The sequence below is a fragment of the Streptococcus oralis genome, from assembly GCF_022749195.1.
GTDB lineage: Bacteria > Bacillota > Bacilli > Lactobacillales > Streptococcaceae > Streptococcus > Streptococcus oralis_CI.
Map to the genome: position 1 here is coordinate 1,723,030 of NZ_CP094226.1, position 17,069 is coordinate 1,740,098.

Below are 17,069 nucleotides of genomic sequence, written 5' to 3' on the forward strand. Positions count from 1 at the left end.
CAACAAAAGGTGCAACCTCTGGTTGACAAAAAGTACAGGAGATTGTATTCTCATTATATGTAAAAATTGTTAGGATAGAGGTAGAAAAAGGAGGATAGAATGATGAAACTCGCAGAAAAACTATTTGAGCTTCGCAAGGAAAAAGGTTGGTCCCAGGAAAAGCTAGCTGAACAAATCAATGTTTCTCGGCAAAGCATCTCCAAATGGGAGTCCGGACAAGTCCTTCCAGAAATCGAAAAAATCATTGAATTAAGCAAGATTTTTCAAGTGACAACTGACTATCTACTACTGGATGAAAACTCTGAAAAAGATTCCTCGGAAGTGATCTTGGAGGAAGATAAGGACAAATACTATAAAGAGGTTAAATCCTATGGTCTCTGGCAAGTGATTTATATTTTCGTCTTGGCTCTGGCTATCTATCTCTTTTTAGCTGGTTCTAGTTTCCCAGCCGAATTCACCGCCTGGATTTGGCTGATCTTCGTTCTTTTGATTGCTTCAGCAATTGCGATCAACAAGACTCTCAAAACCAAACAACGTTATCTTGATAAAGTGATTGGTCTTGAGAATCCCTCAAACCAAGACGACTCTATGAAACCTTGAGTCAATTGAATCATATTTCTCATTACTTTTTCTTGTCAAGCAAGTGTAAACCTCATGGCAAGTTGCCATGTCCATTCAAAATTCCCACCATAGAAAAGCTAAAAAGCCTTGTTCAAAAGGAACAAAGGCTTTTTGTGTTCTTAATATTTCCCCAACTCACGGAGACTGGTGTGATTTTCCTGAATGCGTCGGAACATCTTTTCCATGTCTGACTTGGTAAAATGCACCAAAACAGGACGTCCATGGGGACAGTTATATGGATTGTCACATTGAGAAAGCTGATAAAGGAGCTGTCGAGCTGAATGGTCATCGATACGATGGTTGGCCTTGATAGACCGCTTGCAGGACATCATGATGGCTAGCTCTGCTCGGTATTTTTTGATAGAAACTTCCTTAGTCAAGAGCAGCATGTCGCACATTTCATAGATACCTGACTCAATCTCTTCTTCTGCCATCCAAATAGGATGTTCACGTAGGATAAATTGATTTTCTCCGTACTCTGCTAGAAAGACGCCCACTTCCTCTAAGAGAGGCATTCTTTCCCTAAGACGAAGGGCATCATCCGCAGGAAATTCAAAGATATAGGGTACTAGGAGTTGTTGCTGGCTCTGGTCAACATTGCCGATGCTTTCACGATACTCCTCGTACTTAACCCGCTCCTGAGCTGCATGCTGGTCAATGATATAGAGTCCATCTCGCCCCTGGGCAAAGAGATAAGTCCCGTGCATTTGCCCGAAAAATTCCAACTCTGGGAAGCTTGAAGATTCTTCCCGCTCCAACTTGTCATAGGCCTTATCGAGACTAGCAAGGTCTAACTCTGGATGGTCTAGTTGGTCATAGTTAGCAGGCTTTCTCTCTGCAAAATGCAGTTTTGCGGGCTTGGTTAGCTGATCCAAGGTTTCCTTGGCAAACAGGGTTAAATCCTGCCCTTCCTCAGTTAATTCAACCTGATGATCAGCCACCTCAGCTTGACTGGGTTTTGAGAGTTCTGTTTTTTCATAGTAGAGCGTATTTTCTTTGAGTGGGAGAATAGTCTGCTCCACCTTTTGACGATTGCGCACGGTCGACTTGGCAAGATTTTCCAAGGCATCCGGTATCAAGGTCTGTTCCTTAAGACTCTTTGCGATAGCTTCTGAGACAAGTGCCATCAGCTCTCTTTCCTTAGAAATTCGCACCTCTTGCTTGGTTGGATGCACATTGACATCCGCTAGATAAGGGTCAATATGGATATGAATAACAGCCAGCGGAAAGCGTCCCACCATGAGCTTGCTGCCATAACCATCCAAAATTGCACGATTGAGCAGGAAATTCTTGATATAACGGCCATTGATGAAGAGGCTGATATAGTTGCGATTAGCTCGAGTCAACTCAGGCAGAGACACAAAACCTGTAATTTCAAAGTCTAGATCCGAATTCTCAATGGCTATCATCTTCTTGGCACTGACCAAACCATAAATTCCAGCAATAGCTTGGCGTAGTTGACCCGTACCAGCTGTTCGTGTCATTTCCTTGCCATCACTAATCAAACTAAAAGAAATCTCTGGATGGGCCAAACCCAGACGGTTGACAATATCAATGATATGAGACAGCTCCGCCTGCTGGCTCTTCATATACTTGAGACGTGCAGGCGTGTTGAAAAAGAGGTCCTCTACACAAACCTTGGTCCCCACTGGACTTGTCGCAGGAGTGATTGCTTCGACTTCACCCCCACGCGCAACGAGCTTGGTCCCATGACTCGCACCATCCACCGCCGTCAACAGAGTCAGAACACTGACAGAAGCGATAGAGGGCAGGGCTTCACCTCGAAATCCGAGCGTCCGAATCCGAAAGAGGTCTGCTTGATTTTTTATCTTACTGGTTGCATGACGACGCAAGGCCAATTCCACCTCATCGTGGGCAATTCCATGGCCATTATCTGTGATTTGAATCTTCTTTAGACCTGATTCCTCAATCTCAATGATAATCTGGCTAGAACCCGCGTCAATGGCATTTTCTACCAACTCTTTGACTACACTGGCAGGACGTTCGATAACCTCCCCTGCCGCGATCTGGTTTGCCAGCACCTCTGGCAATTCAATAATATGAGACATCTTTCAGCCCCTTTCTGTATCTATTTTCCTAGAAATTGATTAGTGCTATTATACCATATTTCAGATGTTACCAGAAAAAGCAAATACCACATAGACTCCAAATCTCTCCACATAGACAAAAGCTCTTGCCATGGGTCGTAAAATAGTGGTATACTCAATAAAAATCAAAGAGCAAACTAGAAAGCTAGGCGCAGACAGTACTTTAGTACGGCAAGACGACGCTGACGTGGTTTGAATTTGATTTTTGAAGAGTATTAATAAAGGTGTACAAGAAGTGAGATTAACCTTGTATAACTGAAAAGGAGGGAAATTTATGAAAGTAGAACTACAGATTAAGGAGACTTACGAGGAGGAAAAGCTGATTGTCCAAACTCCTCAGCCGACCGAAAAAGTCCAGAAAGTCATCGAGTTCGCAGAAAATCTTGACCAAAAAGAAACAATCAAAGGAAAGATTGATGATCAGGTTTATCTAGTTAAGATTGGCAAGATTCAACGCTTCTATATCGAGAATCGCAAGGTTCTAGCAGAAACTGCTAGTCAGACCTACAGTATTGATTTGCGACTCTATCAGGTTCTTGAAATGCTGCCGACCACTTTTATCCAAATTTCCCAATCTGAAATCGTCAATATCGATTCCATCTCTCATCTCAAACTCACTCCCAATGGTCTGGTTGAAATTTTCTTAAAAAATGAAAGCTTCACCTACTCTTCACGCCGTTACCTAAAAACTATCAAGGAGAAATTAGAACTATGAAAAAACAAATCTTTCACGATGCAGCCGCTGGTGTTCTTATCGGCCTCATCCTCTCTATCCTCTTTTCACTCATTTATGCACCAAATAGCTATGCCCCACTTAGTCCCGATTCTCTAGTCGGACAAGTGATGGTGCAACATCAGGTTCACGGTGCCCTCGTCTTGCTCTACTGTATGATCATCTGGTCAGCTATCGGAGTTCTCTTTAGCTTTGGCAGTCGCTTATTCAGCCGTGACTGGAGCTTGCTCCGTGCCACACTTTCCCATTTTTTCCTCATGCTGGCGGGCTTTGTCCCACTAGCAACTCTGGCTGGTTGGTTCCCCTTCCACTGGACTTTCTATCTCCAGCTCATTCCAGAGTTTGCGATTGTCTACCTTATCATCTGGACTATTCTCTATAAAAGAGAAGCTAAAAAAGTAGACCACATCAATCAACTCTTGGCTCATAAAAAGTAATAGAGAAATCCCACTCACAAAGGCGCGAGTGGGATTCTTTTTATAATTTTTGTTTGAACTCAACTAAGACATTCATAGCCTGCATAGGTGTCATATTGTACACATCCAGTTTAGCTAATTCTGCTAGGATAGGATGTTCTTCAGGCGCATCAAAGAGTGACATCTGCTCTGTGACAGCACTTGTTTCTCTAATGGGAACAGGACTTTCCGTCCCTTGATTCTCCAGTTGGGTCAAAATCTTATCCGCCCTTGCTAAAAGTTCTGCTGGTAAACCAGCAATCTTAGCAACGTGGATACCATAGGATTTGTCAGCTGGCCCTGGTTCAATCTTGTGAAGGAAGGTAACCTGTCCATCCTGCTCCAAGGTTGCCACGTGGACATTGACCAAGTGTTCCAAACTGGACTCCAGACTAGTCAACTCATGATAGTGGGTCGCAAAGAGGGTTTTAGCTCCGATATGTTTATGGATGTATTCGATGATGGACTGGGCGAGAGCCATCCCGTCATAAGTTGCCGTTCCCCGTCCCAATTCATCGAAGAGAATCAAGGAGTCCTTGGTCGCATGCGAAATGGCATTGTTGGCCTCCATCATCTCCACCATGAAGGTTGATTGACCTGAAACCAAGTCATCTGCTGCTCCGATACGGGTAAAGATGGCATCGAAGATCGGCAAATGGGCGCTTTCTGCCGGCACATAAGAACCCAGCTGGGCCATAACCGCCGTCATGGCTAGCTGGCGCATGTAGGTTGACTTCCCGCTCATGTTGGGTCCCGTAATCAGTTGAATGCTGGTATCTTCTGACATCTGGATACTGTTTGGAATGTAGGTCTGCGCTCCCATAACCTTTTCGACGACAGCATGGCGACCTTTCTGGATAGCGATTTGTGAATCCTCTCCAAACTCAGGTCGAATCAAATGCTGGGTTTCAGCCACAACTGCCAGACTTTGCAAAACATCAACCGTCGCAATTCCTTGGGCTAAAGCCTGCAAACGCTGGATGTACTTGCTGACTTCCTCACGGATGCGCATAAAGATTTCATATTCTAGGTTGGCTGACTTCTCACGCGCCTCCAGCATATCTCCCTCGATACGGGCCAATTCTTCGGTACCAAAGCGTTCCGAGTTTTTCAGCGTTGCCTTGCGGAAAAAGTGGGCTGGCACATTTCCCAGTTGCGAATTGGTCACATGGAAATAGTAGCCGTCCTTTTTATTGTAGTCAATCTTAAGCGTGCTGATGCCAGAGTTTTCTCTCTCCTTAGCCTCAATCTCAGCAATCCAGCTAGTCCCTTCTCTGAGTACACGACGGTATTTATCCAAGGTCTCATCAAATCCCGTCCGGATAATGCCACCTTCCGTAATCACGTGAGGGGCTTCAGGGGCTATCGCTGCGCTAATCAAGCTCTCTAACTCTGGAATGGCATCCAACTGTGCGATGAGATAGGCTAAAGCAGGCTGCTCCATTCCCTCTAAAATCGCCCGAATCCTTGGCACACTAGATAAGGTAGTCGCCAACTGCAAGAGATCCTTGGGATTGGTCTTGCCAAACGAAACCCGACTAGCCAAGCGTTCGATATCATAAACACCCTTGAGACTGTCCGTTAAATCACTACGCTCAAAGAAGTGGTCAAGAAATACCTGCACCACCTCTTGACGCTGGACGATTCGCTCCTTATCAATCAAAGGACGATGAATCCAAGAACGCAAGAGCCGCATGCCCATAGCCGTCTTGGTTTCATCCAAAAGCCAGAAAAGACTCCCCTGCTTCTTGCCTGAACGGGCATTCTCAACCAAATCCAGACTAGCCTTGGTCGCATAATCCATCTGCAAGAAATCTTTGATTTCATAGCGGATAACTGGTTTAAGATGGTTCAATTCCCGCATCTGGGTCCGATGAACATACTGGAGGAGCTTACTAGCTGCTGCTTGCTCCACAGCTGCCAATCGTGGATCCAGTAAATGAATATCCTCAAAACCTTCTTTCTCATAAGAAAGCACCAAATTCATCTGACAGCTGAAAATTTGTTCTTCTTCCTCAGACAAGTCATAACCCAGCACCACTTCACGAGCCTTGAGGTTACGGATTTCCCCACAAACCAACGTGAAATCCAATAGCCCCGTCACATAAAAGTCACCCGTCACTAGATCCATATAAGCCAGACCAAATTGATTGCCATCGCGATCTACGGCAACCAAGAAATTATTCTGACTATCCGGCTTACTGCTATCGACGACCGTCCCAGGTGTGATGACCTGGACCACCTCTCGCTTGACAACACCAACTGCTTGTTTGGGATCTTCCATCTGCTCGGCTATGGCTACCTTATAGCCCTGCTCGATCAATACGTCGATATACTGCTGGGCAGAATGATAGGGGACACCCGCCATGGGTATCGGATTTTCTGCATTTTTATTCCGACTTGTTAAGGAAATTTCTAAAATTTGCGCTGCATTAATTGCATCTTCATAGAACAACTCGTAAAAATCACCCATTCGAAAAAGCAAAAAAGCATCTGGGTATTGTTTTTTAATATCCACATACTGTTGCATGCCGGGTGATAGCTTTTCTGTTGCCATTTTCCGTCTCTCCTTGCTAAAAATAAGTCTTGAGAGCAACTCCCAAGACCTTATTTATCTTTCATCAAATCTAGCAAACGATCTTCCATCAGCTTGGCAACGTGCTGGTCTCGACAAATAATCAATAAGGTATTAGCACCAGCAACCGTTCCTAAAATCCATTCATCCTTGTTTGCATCTACAATGTTTGCTAAGACTGCAGCTTCCCCAAGTTTGGTATGAAGTACCAAGGTGAACTCTGCTCTTGCAACACCTTCTAAGTGATGAGACAAAAACTCAACTAAATCAATCTTATCTGTCTCATTTGCTAGTACATAATACACCATATCATTTTTCTTAACCTTGGTCAAGCCGATTTCACGCAAATCACGTGACAAAGTCGTTTGTGTCACATAAACATTACGAGCTTCTAAACGATCTTGAATCTCTTTTTGTGTCCCAAGTTTTTCTTCGGTGATCATCTTTTTAATCAATTGATGCCGTTCTCTTTTTCTCATATTATCCTCTTAAGTGAATATTTATAACAAGTTTTACATTTATTTTATAACTATATTATACCAAAAAAACTAGATAATTCAAAAAAATTCTTTTCTTTCTCAAAAAATGTAGTAAATTGTGTTAAAATAGTAAAAAAGCCCAAAAGGAGCCCTTATGAATACAAAAGAATTGATTGCTAGCGAGTTGGCTAGCGTCATTGATAGCCTGGACCAAGAGGCTATTTTAAATTTACTGGAAACACCTAAAAACTCAGAAATGGGAGACATCGCCTTCCCTGCCTTTTCTCTAGCAAAGGTCGCGCGTAAAGCTCCGCAAATGATCGCAGCAGATATTGCTGAAAAAATCAATAGTCATGCCTTTGAAAAGGTTGTTGCTACTGGACCTTACGTTAACTTTTTCCTTGATAAATCTGCTATTTCGGCTCAGGTATTACAGGATGTTATCACTGAAAAAGATCACTATGCTGACCAAACCATTGGCAAGCAAGAAAATGTCGTTATCGATATGTCTAGTCCCAATATCGCAAAACCATTCTCTATTGGGCACTTGCGTTCAACAGTTATCGGAGATAGCTTATCACATATTTTCCAAAAAATCGGTTATCAAACGGTCAAGGTCAACCACCTAGGAGACTGGGGCAAACAGTTTGGAATGTTGATCGTTGCCTACAAGAAATGGGGAAATGAAGAAGCCGTTAAAGCACATCCAATCGATGAACTTCTTAAACTCTACGTTCGCATCAATGCTGAAGCTGAAAAAGACCCTAGCTTGGATGAAGAAGCACGCGAATGGTTCCGCAAACTGGAAAATGGAGATGAGGAAGCCCTCGCTCTCTGGCAATGGTTCCGTGATGAAAGTTTAGTGGAATTCAACCGCCTTTACAATGAATTGCAAGTTGATTTTGACAGCTACAACGGAGAAGCCTTCTACAATGATAAGATGGATGCTGTTGTAGACATTCTCGCTGAAAAAGGACTTCTTGTTGAGTCAGAAGGGGCTCAAGTTGTGAATCTTGAGAAATATGGAATTGAACATCCAGCCCTTATCAAAAAATCTGATGGTGCAACTCTCTATATCACACGTGACTTGGCTGCAGCCCTCTACCGTAAAAACGAATACCAATTTGCAAAATCCATCTATGTTGTTGGTCAAGAGCAATCTGCCCACTTCAAACAACTCAAGGCAGTACTACAAGAGATGGGCTACGATTGGAGCCAAGACATTGTCCATGTTCCATTTGGATTGGTAACAAAAGAAGGGAAAAAACTCTCTACTCGTAAAGGAAATGTCATCTTGCTAGAACCGACTATCGCTGAGGCTGTTAGTCGTGCCAAAGCCCAAATCGAGGCGAAAAATCCTGAGTTAGAAAATAAAGACCAAGTTGCCCACGCTGTTGGAGTTGGGGCTATCAAGTTCTATGATCTTAAGACCGACCGTACAAATGGATATGACTTCGACCTTGAAGCTATGGTATCCTTTGAAGGAGAAACTGGACCTTACGTTCAATACGCCTACGCTCGTATCCAATCTATCTTGCGCAAAGCCGATTTCAAGCCAGATACAGTTGGCAACTACAGCCTGAATGATGCTGAAAGCTGGGAAATCATAAAACTACTCCAAGACTTTCCACGTATTATCAATCGTGCAGCAGATAACTTTGAACCTTCTATCATTGCGAAATTTGCGATTAGTCTTGCTCAAGCCTTTAACAAATATTATGCACATACACGTATCCTAGATGAAAGTCCTGAGCGCGACAGTCGTCTAGCACTCAGCTACGCAACCGCAGTGGTCCTCAAAGAAGCCCTTCGTTTGCTCGGAGTAGAAGCGCCGGAGAAGATGTGATTCAGTACTAACAATTGGAACTAAAGTTCCTAATTGTTAGACGCTAGCCGCTATATGCGGACTAGCTAACTGCTTCACTAGTCATGGCCCCTAAATATAATCGATTTAGAGGCCATGACGTCGTAACTATAGTGATTTGACTTGGCGCTTCACTAATTCACCTAACCAAATAATATCGATTTGGTTAGGCTCATGTCGTAATCTTTTAATCACTTGATTGTAAAGCAGTCTGAAAGATTGAGGCAAAATAACATTTATATTTTGTTCGGCCTTGCAGCTATTCAATGAAACACTTTATTCACTTTTACTATTTATTTATCACACTGGGAGATTCCTTATGAGCCAATATGCTTATATCCTCGTTGTACTTAGCTTGGTTTTCCTTTTTCTGCTCAATAAGTACGAGAAGGAAAGACTTCAAAGGCTCTACCAAGAGCAACTCTTGAAGGACGAGACATTTAGATCTGACATCAAAGAGAAAATTCACACGACTGAAAATATCAATGATGTCATTGCGCATATCAATAAAACTTACCATCTGGGAATGTTGCTCTCAAAAGACGTCACAGATCAATTGAAATAATCAAAATCCGAGAAGTTTTCTTCTCGGATTTTTTTAGGCTTAACCATATTCTCCTTAGGGTAATTTCATTAATTCATGTAAGTTTTTCTGTAATTTTCTATATTTTTTCAAAATATTCTTGCATTTCTTTTATGTTTTTTGTAGAATAGTAGCTATCTATTCAGATTATTCTGAAAATTCAAAAATAGGAGCGTTTATTATGTCACAAGTTACGTTATCAAACCAGTCAACCTGGGCAAGCAAACTAAAGGCAATGGGGCCAGGAATCCTAATGGCTTCTGCTGCCGTTGGAGGTTCTCACATTGTATCCTCTACTCAAGCTGGTGGCTCTTATGGTTGGTCACTACTTCTCTTGGTTATCTTGGCCAATGTCTTTAAATACCCATTTTTCCGTTTTGGCGCTGAATATACTGCTGACACTGGTAAAACCTTGGTCGAAGGCTACGCCGAAAAAGGGAGACTCTATCTCTGGATTTTCTTTGTCCTCAATGTCTTCTCTGCCATGGTCAACACAGCTGGAGTCGCTATCCTTTGCTCTGCCATCATCGCTAGCGCCTTCCCAATGATCGGTCTTAGCATCACTCAATGGTCTCTTATCCTTGTTGCAGTCATTTGGGCCATGCTACTCTTTGGTGGTTACAAACTATTGGATGGTATGGCAAAATGGATCATGTCTGCTTTGACCATTGCAACTGTTCTTGCAGTTATCATTGCTGCAATTAAACATCCAGAATACAGCTCTGATTTTGTCGAAAAGACACCCTGGCAAATGGCGGCCCTCCCTTTCATCGTTTCCCTCTTAGGATGGATGCCTGCTCCTATTGAAATTTCAGCCATCAATTCACTCTGGTCTGCTGAAAAGAAAAAGACCGTCAACTTTAATACAGCGGACGCACTTTTCGACTTTAACGTTGGTTACATTGGAACTGCTATCCTAGCTGTATTCTTCGTGGCACTAGGAGCACTGATTCAGTATCCTACTGGGCAGGCAGTTGAAGCTGCTTCAGCCAAGTACATTTCTCAATTTGTTGGTATGTATGCCTCTGTTCTTGGAGAATGGTCCCGTTATTTGATTACCTTTATCGCCTTTCTCTGTATCTTTGGAACAGTCATCACCGTTATCGATGGTTACTCTCGTGTCAATCAGGAATCGCTACGACTCTTGATTCGTCAAAAAGAGGATACTCGTAAATCTTTGAACATCTGGATGACCATTACCGCTATCATTGGTATCGTAATTATTAAATTCTTTGCTGGTCAAGTTTCCACCATGCTTCGCTTTGCCATGATTGGTTCTTTCCTGACCACACCATTCTTCGCTCTCTTGAACTATGTTTTGGTGACACGTGAGAATAAAAATCTTCCTTCTTGGCTAAAACTCCTCGCTATCGCAGGATTGATTTTCCTCTTTGGCTTCGCTATCTTCTTTATCTATGCACTTGCCATCGGAAAAGCAGGATAGTATATAAAACGGCGCCCTTACGGGGTGCTTTTTGCATACACAAAAAGCAGTTGAAAATCTCAACTGCCCCTCAGTACTACTTTATTTTTCTATTTCTAACTCATACAAATCTGCAATGATCGCTGCGACTTTTTTAATATCTCCCAGCATCCCACGCATTTCAAAGTCTGCTAGGACCGGGAAGCCAAAACGCTGGCTGTACTGCTTAGCTGTCAGGCAGTATTGATTGTTAAAATTGCGGTTGCCAGAACCCACTACCCCAAAACACTTACTAGCATTGTCCCCATAGGCGATAAAGTCGCCCACTGGAGTCGTCAGGATCTCAACATCGCCATTATCGACACCATTTCCACCTTCTAGATAGGTTGGTAAAAAGGCGACATAAGGATGGTCCATCTCAAAGAAATCTTTCCCTTCCTTGACCAGATCCTTGATATGGATTTTTTGGACCTCAATTTCTTCGTACTGAGACAAGAGATAGTCCTTGAGTCGGGTTACAAAACTCTCTGTATTCCCACTCAGACTGATATAAACTAAGGATATTTTTTTCATATTGACCTCGATTTTTATGTTTACGATATAAAAAGAACTACCAAGATTGTAACTTGATAGTTCTTTTTTGTCAATACTTAGGCAACTTCTTCTGCTTCGGCTTCTTCAGCCAAATCTTTTTGCTGGCGCCACATCTTGTAGAATACCAAGGCTAAAAAGAGGACGTTGATGATGATGAACAAAATATTCGTTCCTTGTGCTAATGCTCCCATTCCTAAGCCGAGGGTAGTATCTTTGATTAATTGAACTGCATCTTGAACATTCATATAGCTATAAACCAAACCAACAATAGCTAGTAGAACATAGCCAATATAAGCATAGTTTGCAAATTGGACGTTTTTACGAACTAAGAACACAAAGGCTACCACAACTAAAATAGCAGATAAAACAATCAAAACTACATTAAAAATTGAGTGCGATGACGCTGTTACTTGGTAAGTATAGTTGACTGTGTCTTCTAATTGCTGAGCAGTAAGCGTCCCGCTATTCGCCAGACTAGCACGAAGCACATCTTTACTTGGCAATGGACTCAAGATTCCAAATAATGACATAGATGAAATAAGGGCTGATAGGACTAACAAGACCCAAAGATAAATAGGATTCTTTTTCATGTTTTCCTCCATAAGATATTTTGAACATTATAGCATTTTTTGTACAGGAATACAACTTTTACAAGCTGGTTTCAACTTGTTTGCGATAAGCTTTCGGTGATTTTCCGCACAATTTACGGAAAACCTTGTAGAAATATCCAACATTACTGTAACCAACTGCATAGCAAATATCTTCGATACTATCACTGGTCGAAAGCAAGAGTTGTTGCGCCGCCTTAATTCGCTGTTTATTGAGCAATTCCGCAAAAGTCGAGTTGGTTTCCCTCTTGATCAGCTGACCGAGATAGACAGGATTGATAAAGAGATCCTTGCTAATATCCTTAAGTGAGAGCTCTTTCTGATAATCACGCCCAATCACCTCCAGAACGCTCACCACATTTTCATTCATGCGGTACTGGCCAAAGAACTTGGTCAAGGTTTCTTTGATATAGGCAACCAATTCTTCAAAGGTGTTAATGGCATGGATAGCTTTGACAATCTCGGTCATATCATCTGCTTTTAGGTGTTCAAACAAATTAAAGACATCCATGACAAACTGGGTGAAGAGCTGCTTCGTGATGGCCACGCGCGGAGTATTCTCCAAAACAACCTTCTCTAGCAGGGTTAATTCCTCGATGATTTGATTGATATTCCCTTGGATAATCACCCGATAAATCGGCTCGTAATAAGCAAACAAACTCTCGGATTTTTCTAGATTGACTGAACCGTAGAAAAGGGCTTTTTCAGCGTTGATCTTCCAATTCTCAAAGGACTGCTGGTAGGGTGCTTCAAATGGTGTCACGACGATGCCATCGAGCGGTTGATCAGAGATAAAAATCTGCCAGTCTTGTCCCAAAACATAGTAAGGAATGGTAAAAGAACCTTGCTTTTCCTTAGATAGACCAATCCACCAGCTGTCTTTACCTGACAGGTAGTTCGTAAATCCTGTCTCATCCAATTCTTGACTGAGGGTCTGACTTTGTTCCACCTTTTCCTGAAGCTGTTGCGCAATCTTTTCTAATAAATTGCCCAACTCCACCTTGTCTACTGGCTTAACCAGATAATCCACGACACTAAGGTTCATGGCTTTTTTAACGTACTCAAACTCCTGATAACCAGACAGCAAGATATAATAGGTATCTGGAAGTAGCTCTTTCATTTCCCTAATCATCTCAAGTCCGGTCTTATCTGGCATGTTGACATCGGAAATGACCACATCTACTGGATTTTTCTTAATATAGTCCAAAGCATCATCTGCGTGATTAGCTGTTGCGACAACTTGCATATCCCATTTTTCAAAGGGGATTAATCGCTTGAGCCCCTCTGTCACCATGTACTCATCGTCTACTAATAAAACTTTATACATTTCTACCCTTTCTATTCATCCTGGATAATGATATGGTAACGAACACCTTCTTGCTCAGCTGACTCTACACTGATTTGGTAGCGATCCCCAAAGTAGAGAACAAAGCGTTCGTGTACATTTACTATTCCAATTGATTGCCGCTCCCCACTATAGCTTGCCTCGTGTTCAAAACTTCTCTGAGTTAATTTTTCTTGCAAGCTAGCTAGTTTCTCAGCGGACATTCCCCGACCATTGTCTTCCACTAGGATTTCAACGAAGCCTTGGCCCTTCAAGGCTTTAATACTGATGACATTATCCGTTCTGCGATGGTCCACACCATGGGCAAAGTAGTTTTCTACTAATGGTTGGAGTGTAAATTTTGGAATCCTCATTTCTTCCAATTCTGGTTCAATCTTGAAACCATAAGCAATGGATTTAGGATAACGTACCATACAGAGATAGCTATATTTTCGGCAAAATTCCAACTCCTGCTTCAAGGTCGTTTCCCGCTCGTCAGAGATATTGTTGCGTAACAAGCTGCTAAATTCATAGATAATATCTGCCAGTTCATCCTGACTTTGCATGACGGCATACATCCGTAAAAACTCTAGAGTATTGTACATAAAGTGAGGATTGATTTGAGCTTGCAGGGCTCGCATATTGGCATCTTTTTGACTGAGCTCTAGCTGATAGATATCATGGATATTTTTTTCCAGGCGATCCAACATATCATTGGTTGTTTCTGCAATGAGAAGCAACTCTTGGTCTTTTTCAGAGGTATCGATTCGAAGGCCTTCTTCCCCTTGAGCAATCACCTCGATCGAATCTACTAGATCTACGACCTGCTTTTGGTAATTTGAAAAAGTCTGTCTAAGGGTCACGTACAAAATGATGATAAAGAGAATACTTAGCCCAATAATAACAGCAGAACTCGTCAAAGTTCCTGTAAGAACAAAATTTTTAGGAACAGCAACTCGAACCTGATAACCGTGAGAGGTGACACCCACAAACCAGTTTTCTCGCTCGGCTGAGACCTTCTCCCCAATATGGAACATCTCAGTCTCAAAAGGCGAAGTTACTGTTACAGCCATTGGGATATGGCCCCTTGTATTGTCAATAGCTCCATGTAAAACATCTGGGGATAGGGAGATATAAATCACTCCTAAATCCTTGTCAGACACAGGATCGGAAACAGGAATGGCAAAACTATTAGCTGTCGGCTTAAAATCCTCCGCAGGAATTTTCTCTCCACTGCGTTTTTCTCTAGTCGAAACATACACTTCCTTGTAGTCCTGAAGAACAATGGCCACTCCAGTCACAAAATCATTCCGAACATAGAGGTCATCAATATTTTCATACAGGGAAACCGATATATAAGGTGAAGTTTTACGCTCTAATTGCCAGTAGAAGTAGTCTGGTGTGCTGAGACTGAAATACTTGTAAATTCCTTCGATGCGGGCCTGATTTTCAACCAAAGACTGAGCAAGTTGAGTTGACTCTCTGTGATAATATTCCACTTCGCTCACTGTCCGAGTGGTCACACGTTCTGCAACCCGTTGGGCCTCTTTCTCACGCGAGTCCCAGTCAGCATACGATAGCATAATCGCAAAACTGGCAATGACCACGATCATAACCAAACTATAAATCCGTAAAAGAGAGTGAAGCCAAAACTGCTTCATTCTATTTTGTCGCCAATTTTTCATGGATACTTTCATAAATAGGTTCCAACATATCACTGATAAAGAAATGCCACATCCCAATTCCTACAAAAAAGAGCAAGGCAGGCATATAATAACCAACTCCTACAAGGAGAGCGGACCCGAGTAAAACCTTGGCAATCGCAGGTAAGCTCATAAAAATCCCGATAAGGGACAGTTTTAAGGTGTTTTGGTAGGATAAATCAAAGTACACCTGAAGTTTCAAGGACACAGTATAGGCTAGAAAGACAAGAGCAACTACAAGGACGTTGAGAAAGGTCGCCAAGAGGTGGAAAATCGTCTGGTGGGGCAATTGAACTAGAAGATACAAACCATAAACTAGGACAAGATCCACAAACACAAAACTATAGAAAGCCAGATTGCTCTTGACAAAATTGCTCTTATACAATTCCCAAGCTTCCTTCAAATGGTAGGCTCGATAGGTATAACCATGCTCCCCATACAAACTCATAAGAGTTGCACTAGCTGGTGCCAAACCAAATACCACTCCTCCTGCTAGTGTTAATAGCCAGAAATAAGCCGTCGCAATCATTCCCAAAAAGATACGATTAAAGACGAATTCTAGAAATTTTCCCATGCTACTCTCCTTAAACTAACGATGTAACTATTATATCATATTTCAAACGTTTTCAAAAATATAGAACTCCCATTTACAATCCTCAAAAAGCGTGATACAATTGGTTTTGTTAATTCGCATCAAGGAGATTCTCATGAAGAAAAATATCTTAACCGCCCTCTTGGCCGCCGTCCTCTACTTTCTCTGTGTAGGGATTGGAGTCTTCCTAGGACACCTGGTCGATCAAACAGGCAATATGTTCTACGCGCCGGCCTTTTCTGCCCTTGTCGGTGGCAGTGTCTACATGCTTCTTTTGACGAAGGTCCCTCGTTTTGGCGCTATCACCAGTCTAGGACTTTTTATGGCAATTTTCTTCCTAGCCAGCAAGCATGGCGCTGGTGCCTTTCTCCCAGGACTCGCCTGTGGTCTTGTAGCAGATGCCATCGCTCGTCTCGGAAACTACAGAGATCGAATCAAAAACACCCTCTCCTTCCTCGTCTTTGCTTTTAGCACAAGTGGCCCTATCTTCCTCATGTGGATCCGTCCCAAAACTTACGTGGCCACCTTACTTGCGCGTGGGAAATCCCAAGAATACATTGACCGTATCATGGTCGCTCCAGAGTTGGACAAAATCCTTCTCTTTGTTTCAAGCATCCTCCTAGGTGCCTTGATGGGGGCTGTGGTTGGGCAAGCCATTAGTAAAAAGCTTACACACAAGATCTAATCACTAAAAAAGAGCCCTTCGGCTCTTTTTATTTATGACTTAGTTTCTTGGTCAAGAAATCTCCCAAGAACTGGATTGTAAAGATAATCAAGATGATAATGATGGTTGCCAAGATGGTCACATCGTGATTGTAACGGTTAAATCCATAAGCGATAGCTACGTTACCGATACCACCAGCACCAACTGCTCCTGCCATAGCTGTTTCCCCAACAAGGGAAATCAAGGTCACAGTCGTCACACGAATCAAATCTGGAAGACCTTCTGATAGGTAAACACCCACGATGTCCCAGAAGGTCGCTCCGCTCGCTTGAGCCGCCTCAATGACACCACCATCTAGTTCAGCCAAGACCACCTGCACCTGACGGGCAAAGAAGGCAAAAACCGCAAAAGAAAGTGGCACAAGAGCTGCATTTGGCCCGATGCTCGTCTTGACGATCAAGTGAGAGAGTGGCGACATGATTGCCAAGAGGATGATGAAAGGAACCGCACGGAAAATAGAGGTAATCTTGTCCAAAATCCAGAAGATAACCTTATTTTCCAAGACACCACCTGGCGCTGTCAAGACGAGGAAAAGACCTGCCACCAGCCCCAAGAACCCTCCGATGATGAAGGAAAGAACTGTCATATAAAGAGTTAGGTAGATGGCTGTTCCCCAGCCTGCCTGACCAGCCCAGCCCATTTTATAGACATTTGGTAAATAGGTTTGAATCAATGATTCCATC

The 17,069-nt window shown here is 42.7% G+C and carries 16 protein-coding genes; 7 read left to right on the plus strand and 9 right to left on the minus strand.

Translation table 11 applies throughout. The annotated features are described in order from the left end of the window. Positions 1–102 precede the first annotated feature (102 nt). A complete protein-coding gene (locus tag MP387_RS08405; RefSeq protein ID WP_242748064.1) occupies positions 103–600 on the plus strand; it encodes a helix-turn-helix domain-containing protein in 498 nt (165 codons plus the stop codon). Between the two features lie 140 nt (positions 601–740). Here the strand turns inward: MP387_RS08405 and mutL are convergent, their stop codons facing one another. After that, a complete protein-coding gene (gene mutL / locus MP387_RS08410) occupies positions 741–2,690 on the minus strand; it encodes a DNA mismatch repair endonuclease MutL (RefSeq protein ID WP_242746288.1) in 1,950 nt (649 codons plus the stop codon). Between the two features lie 313 nt (positions 2,691–3,003). Here mutL and MP387_RS08415 point away from each other — a divergent pair, with 313 nt between their 5' ends. After that, positions 3,004–3,444, plus strand: a complete 441-nt coding sequence (locus tag MP387_RS08415) for a LytTR family DNA-binding domain-containing protein (RefSeq protein WP_242746292.1) — start codon at positions 3,004–3,006, stop codon at positions 3,442–3,444. Further along, positions 3,441–3,899, plus strand: coding sequence for a DUF3021 domain-containing protein (locus MP387_RS08420; RefSeq protein ID WP_242746304.1), 459 nt, complete (start codon positions 3,441–3,443; stop codon positions 3,897–3,899). The genes MP387_RS08415 and MP387_RS08420 overlap by 4 nt, the downstream gene beginning before the upstream one ends. Before the next feature lie 40 nt (positions 3,900–3,939). On the opposite strand, the gene mutS is transcribed toward MP387_RS08420, so the two are convergent. Further along, positions 3,940–6,474, minus strand: coding sequence for a DNA mismatch repair protein MutS (gene mutS, locus MP387_RS08425; RefSeq protein ID WP_242746306.1), 2,535 nt, complete (start codon positions 6,472–6,474; stop codon positions 3,940–3,942). Positions 6,475–6,524: 50 nt separating this feature from the next. Further along, positions 6,525–6,971 carry an arginine repressor gene (gene argR, locus MP387_RS08430; protein ID WP_242746308.1) on the minus strand — a complete coding sequence of 149 codons (447 nt, stop codon included), beginning with the start codon at positions 6,969–6,971 and terminating at the stop codon, positions 6,525–6,527. Between the two features lie 154 nt (positions 6,972–7,125). Between argR and argS the strand changes: the two genes are divergently transcribed. The 3 genes from argS (at position 7,126) to MP387_RS08445 (ending at position 10,862) form a co-directional block, all read left to right on the plus strand. Beyond that, positions 7,126–8,817 (plus strand): arginine--tRNA ligase, encoded by a 1,692-nt coding sequence (argS, locus tag MP387_RS08435; RefSeq protein ID WP_242746310.1) that lies wholly within the window; start codon positions 7,126–7,128, stop codon positions 8,815–8,817. A 337-nt stretch (positions 8,818–9,154) separates the two neighbouring features. Next, positions 9,155–9,400, plus strand: coding sequence for a hypothetical protein (locus tag MP387_RS08440; protein ID WP_000084865.1), 246 nt, complete (start codon positions 9,155–9,157; stop codon positions 9,398–9,400). A gap of 199 nt (positions 9,401–9,599) precedes the next feature. Continuing rightward, a complete protein-coding gene (locus MP387_RS08445) occupies positions 9,600–10,862 on the plus strand; it encodes an NRAMP family divalent metal transporter (protein WP_242746312.1) in 1,263 nt (420 codons plus the stop codon). An 81-nt stretch (positions 10,863–10,943) separates the two neighbouring features. Here the strand turns inward: MP387_RS08445 and nrdI are convergent, their stop codons facing one another. From nrdI to MP387_RS08470, 5 genes are all read right to left on the minus strand, one after another. Then, a complete protein-coding gene (nrdI, locus tag MP387_RS08450; protein WP_242746314.1) occupies positions 10,944–11,414 on the minus strand; it encodes a class Ib ribonucleoside-diphosphate reductase assembly flavoprotein NrdI in 471 nt (156 codons plus the stop codon). A gap of 77 nt (positions 11,415–11,491) precedes the next feature. Continuing rightward, positions 11,492–12,025, minus strand: a complete 534-nt coding sequence (locus MP387_RS08455) for an ABC transporter permease (RefSeq protein ID WP_000740041.1) — start codon at positions 12,023–12,025, stop codon at positions 11,492–11,494. Positions 12,026–12,083: 58 nt separating this feature from the next. Then, positions 12,084–13,370: a response regulator transcription factor gene (locus MP387_RS08460; protein ID WP_242746317.1), complete on the minus strand. Its 1,287-nt coding sequence runs from the start codon at positions 13,368–13,370 to the stop codon at positions 12,084–12,086. Between the two features lie 11 nt (positions 13,371–13,381). Continuing rightward, on the minus strand, positions 13,382–15,052 hold the full coding sequence (locus MP387_RS08465; RefSeq protein ID WP_242746321.1) for a sensor histidine kinase: 1,671 nt from the start codon (positions 15,050–15,052) through the stop codon (positions 13,382–13,384). Further along, complete coding sequence (locus tag MP387_RS08470) at positions 15,030–15,644, minus strand: YesL family protein (RefSeq protein ID WP_049500068.1); 615 nt, start codon at positions 15,642–15,644, stop codon at positions 15,030–15,032. Before MP387_RS08470 ends, MP387_RS08465 begins: the two co-directional genes overlap by 23 nt. Positions 15,645–15,777: 133 nt before the next feature. Between MP387_RS08470 and MP387_RS08475 the strand changes: the two genes are divergently transcribed. Next, the gene (locus tag MP387_RS08475) at positions 15,778–16,347 is read left to right on the plus strand and encodes an MptD family putative ECF transporter S component (RefSeq protein WP_242746324.1); all 570 of its coding nucleotides are present in this window, start codon (positions 15,778–15,780) and stop codon (positions 16,345–16,347) included. Positions 16,348–16,375: 28 nt separating this feature from the next. Here the strand turns inward: MP387_RS08475 and MP387_RS08480 are convergent, their stop codons facing one another. Further along, on the minus strand, positions 16,376–17,068 hold the full coding sequence (locus tag MP387_RS08480) for a methionine ABC transporter permease (RefSeq protein WP_000444640.1): 693 nt from the start codon (positions 17,066–17,068) through the stop codon (positions 16,376–16,378). Position 17,069: the final 1 nt, after the last annotated feature.

Excerpts from the sequence above, each read along its gene's own strand:
- MP387_RS08405 (WP_242748064.1), top strand. The coding sequence starts at position 103 with ATGAAACTCGCAGAAAAACTATTTGAGCTTCGCAAGGAAAAAGGTTGG.
- mutL (WP_242746288.1), bottom strand. The coding sequence starts at position 2,690 with ATGTCTCATATTATTGAATTGCCAGAGGTGCTGGCAAACCAGATCGCG.
- MP387_RS08415 (WP_242746292.1), top strand. The coding sequence starts at position 3,004 with ATGAAAGTAGAACTACAGATTAAGGAGACTTACGAGGAGGAAAAGCTG.
- MP387_RS08420 (WP_242746304.1), top strand. The coding sequence starts at position 3,441 with ATGAAAAAACAAATCTTTCACGATGCAGCCGCTGGTGTTCTTATCGGC.
- mutS (WP_242746306.1), bottom strand. The coding sequence starts at position 6,474 with ATGGCAACAGAAAAGCTATCACCCGGCATGCAACAGTATGTGGATATT.
- argR (WP_242746308.1), bottom strand. The coding sequence starts at position 6,971 with ATGAGAAAAAGAGAACGGCATCAATTGATTAAAAAGATGATCACCGAA.
- argS (WP_242746310.1), top strand. The coding sequence starts at position 7,126 with ATGAATACAAAAGAATTGATTGCTAGCGAGTTGGCTAGCGTCATTGAT.
- MP387_RS08440 (WP_000084865.1), top strand. The coding sequence starts at position 9,155 with ATGAGCCAATATGCTTATATCCTCGTTGTACTTAGCTTGGTTTTCCTT.
- MP387_RS08445 (WP_242746312.1), top strand. The coding sequence starts at position 9,600 with ATGTCACAAGTTACGTTATCAAACCAGTCAACCTGGGCAAGCAAACTA.
- nrdI (WP_242746314.1), bottom strand. The coding sequence starts at position 11,414 with ATGAAAAAAATATCCTTAGTTTATATCAGTCTGAGTGGGAATACAGAG.
- MP387_RS08455 (WP_000740041.1), bottom strand. The coding sequence starts at position 12,025 with ATGAAAAAGAATCCTATTTATCTTTGGGTCTTGTTAGTCCTATCAGCC.
- MP387_RS08460 (WP_242746317.1), bottom strand. The coding sequence starts at position 13,370 with ATGTATAAAGTTTTATTAGTAGACGATGAGTACATGGTGACAGAGGGG.
- MP387_RS08465 (WP_242746321.1), bottom strand. The coding sequence starts at position 15,052 with ATGAAAAATTGGCGACAAAATAGAATGAAGCAGTTTTGGCTTCACTCT.
- MP387_RS08470 (WP_049500068.1), bottom strand. The coding sequence starts at position 15,644 with ATGGGAAAATTTCTAGAATTCGTCTTTAATCGTATCTTTTTGGGAATG.
- MP387_RS08475 (WP_242746324.1), top strand. The coding sequence starts at position 15,778 with ATGAAGAAAAATATCTTAACCGCCCTCTTGGCCGCCGTCCTCTACTTT.
- MP387_RS08480 (WP_000444640.1), bottom strand. The coding sequence starts at position 17,068 with ATGGAATCATTGATTCAAACCTATTTACCAAATGTCTATAAAATGGGC.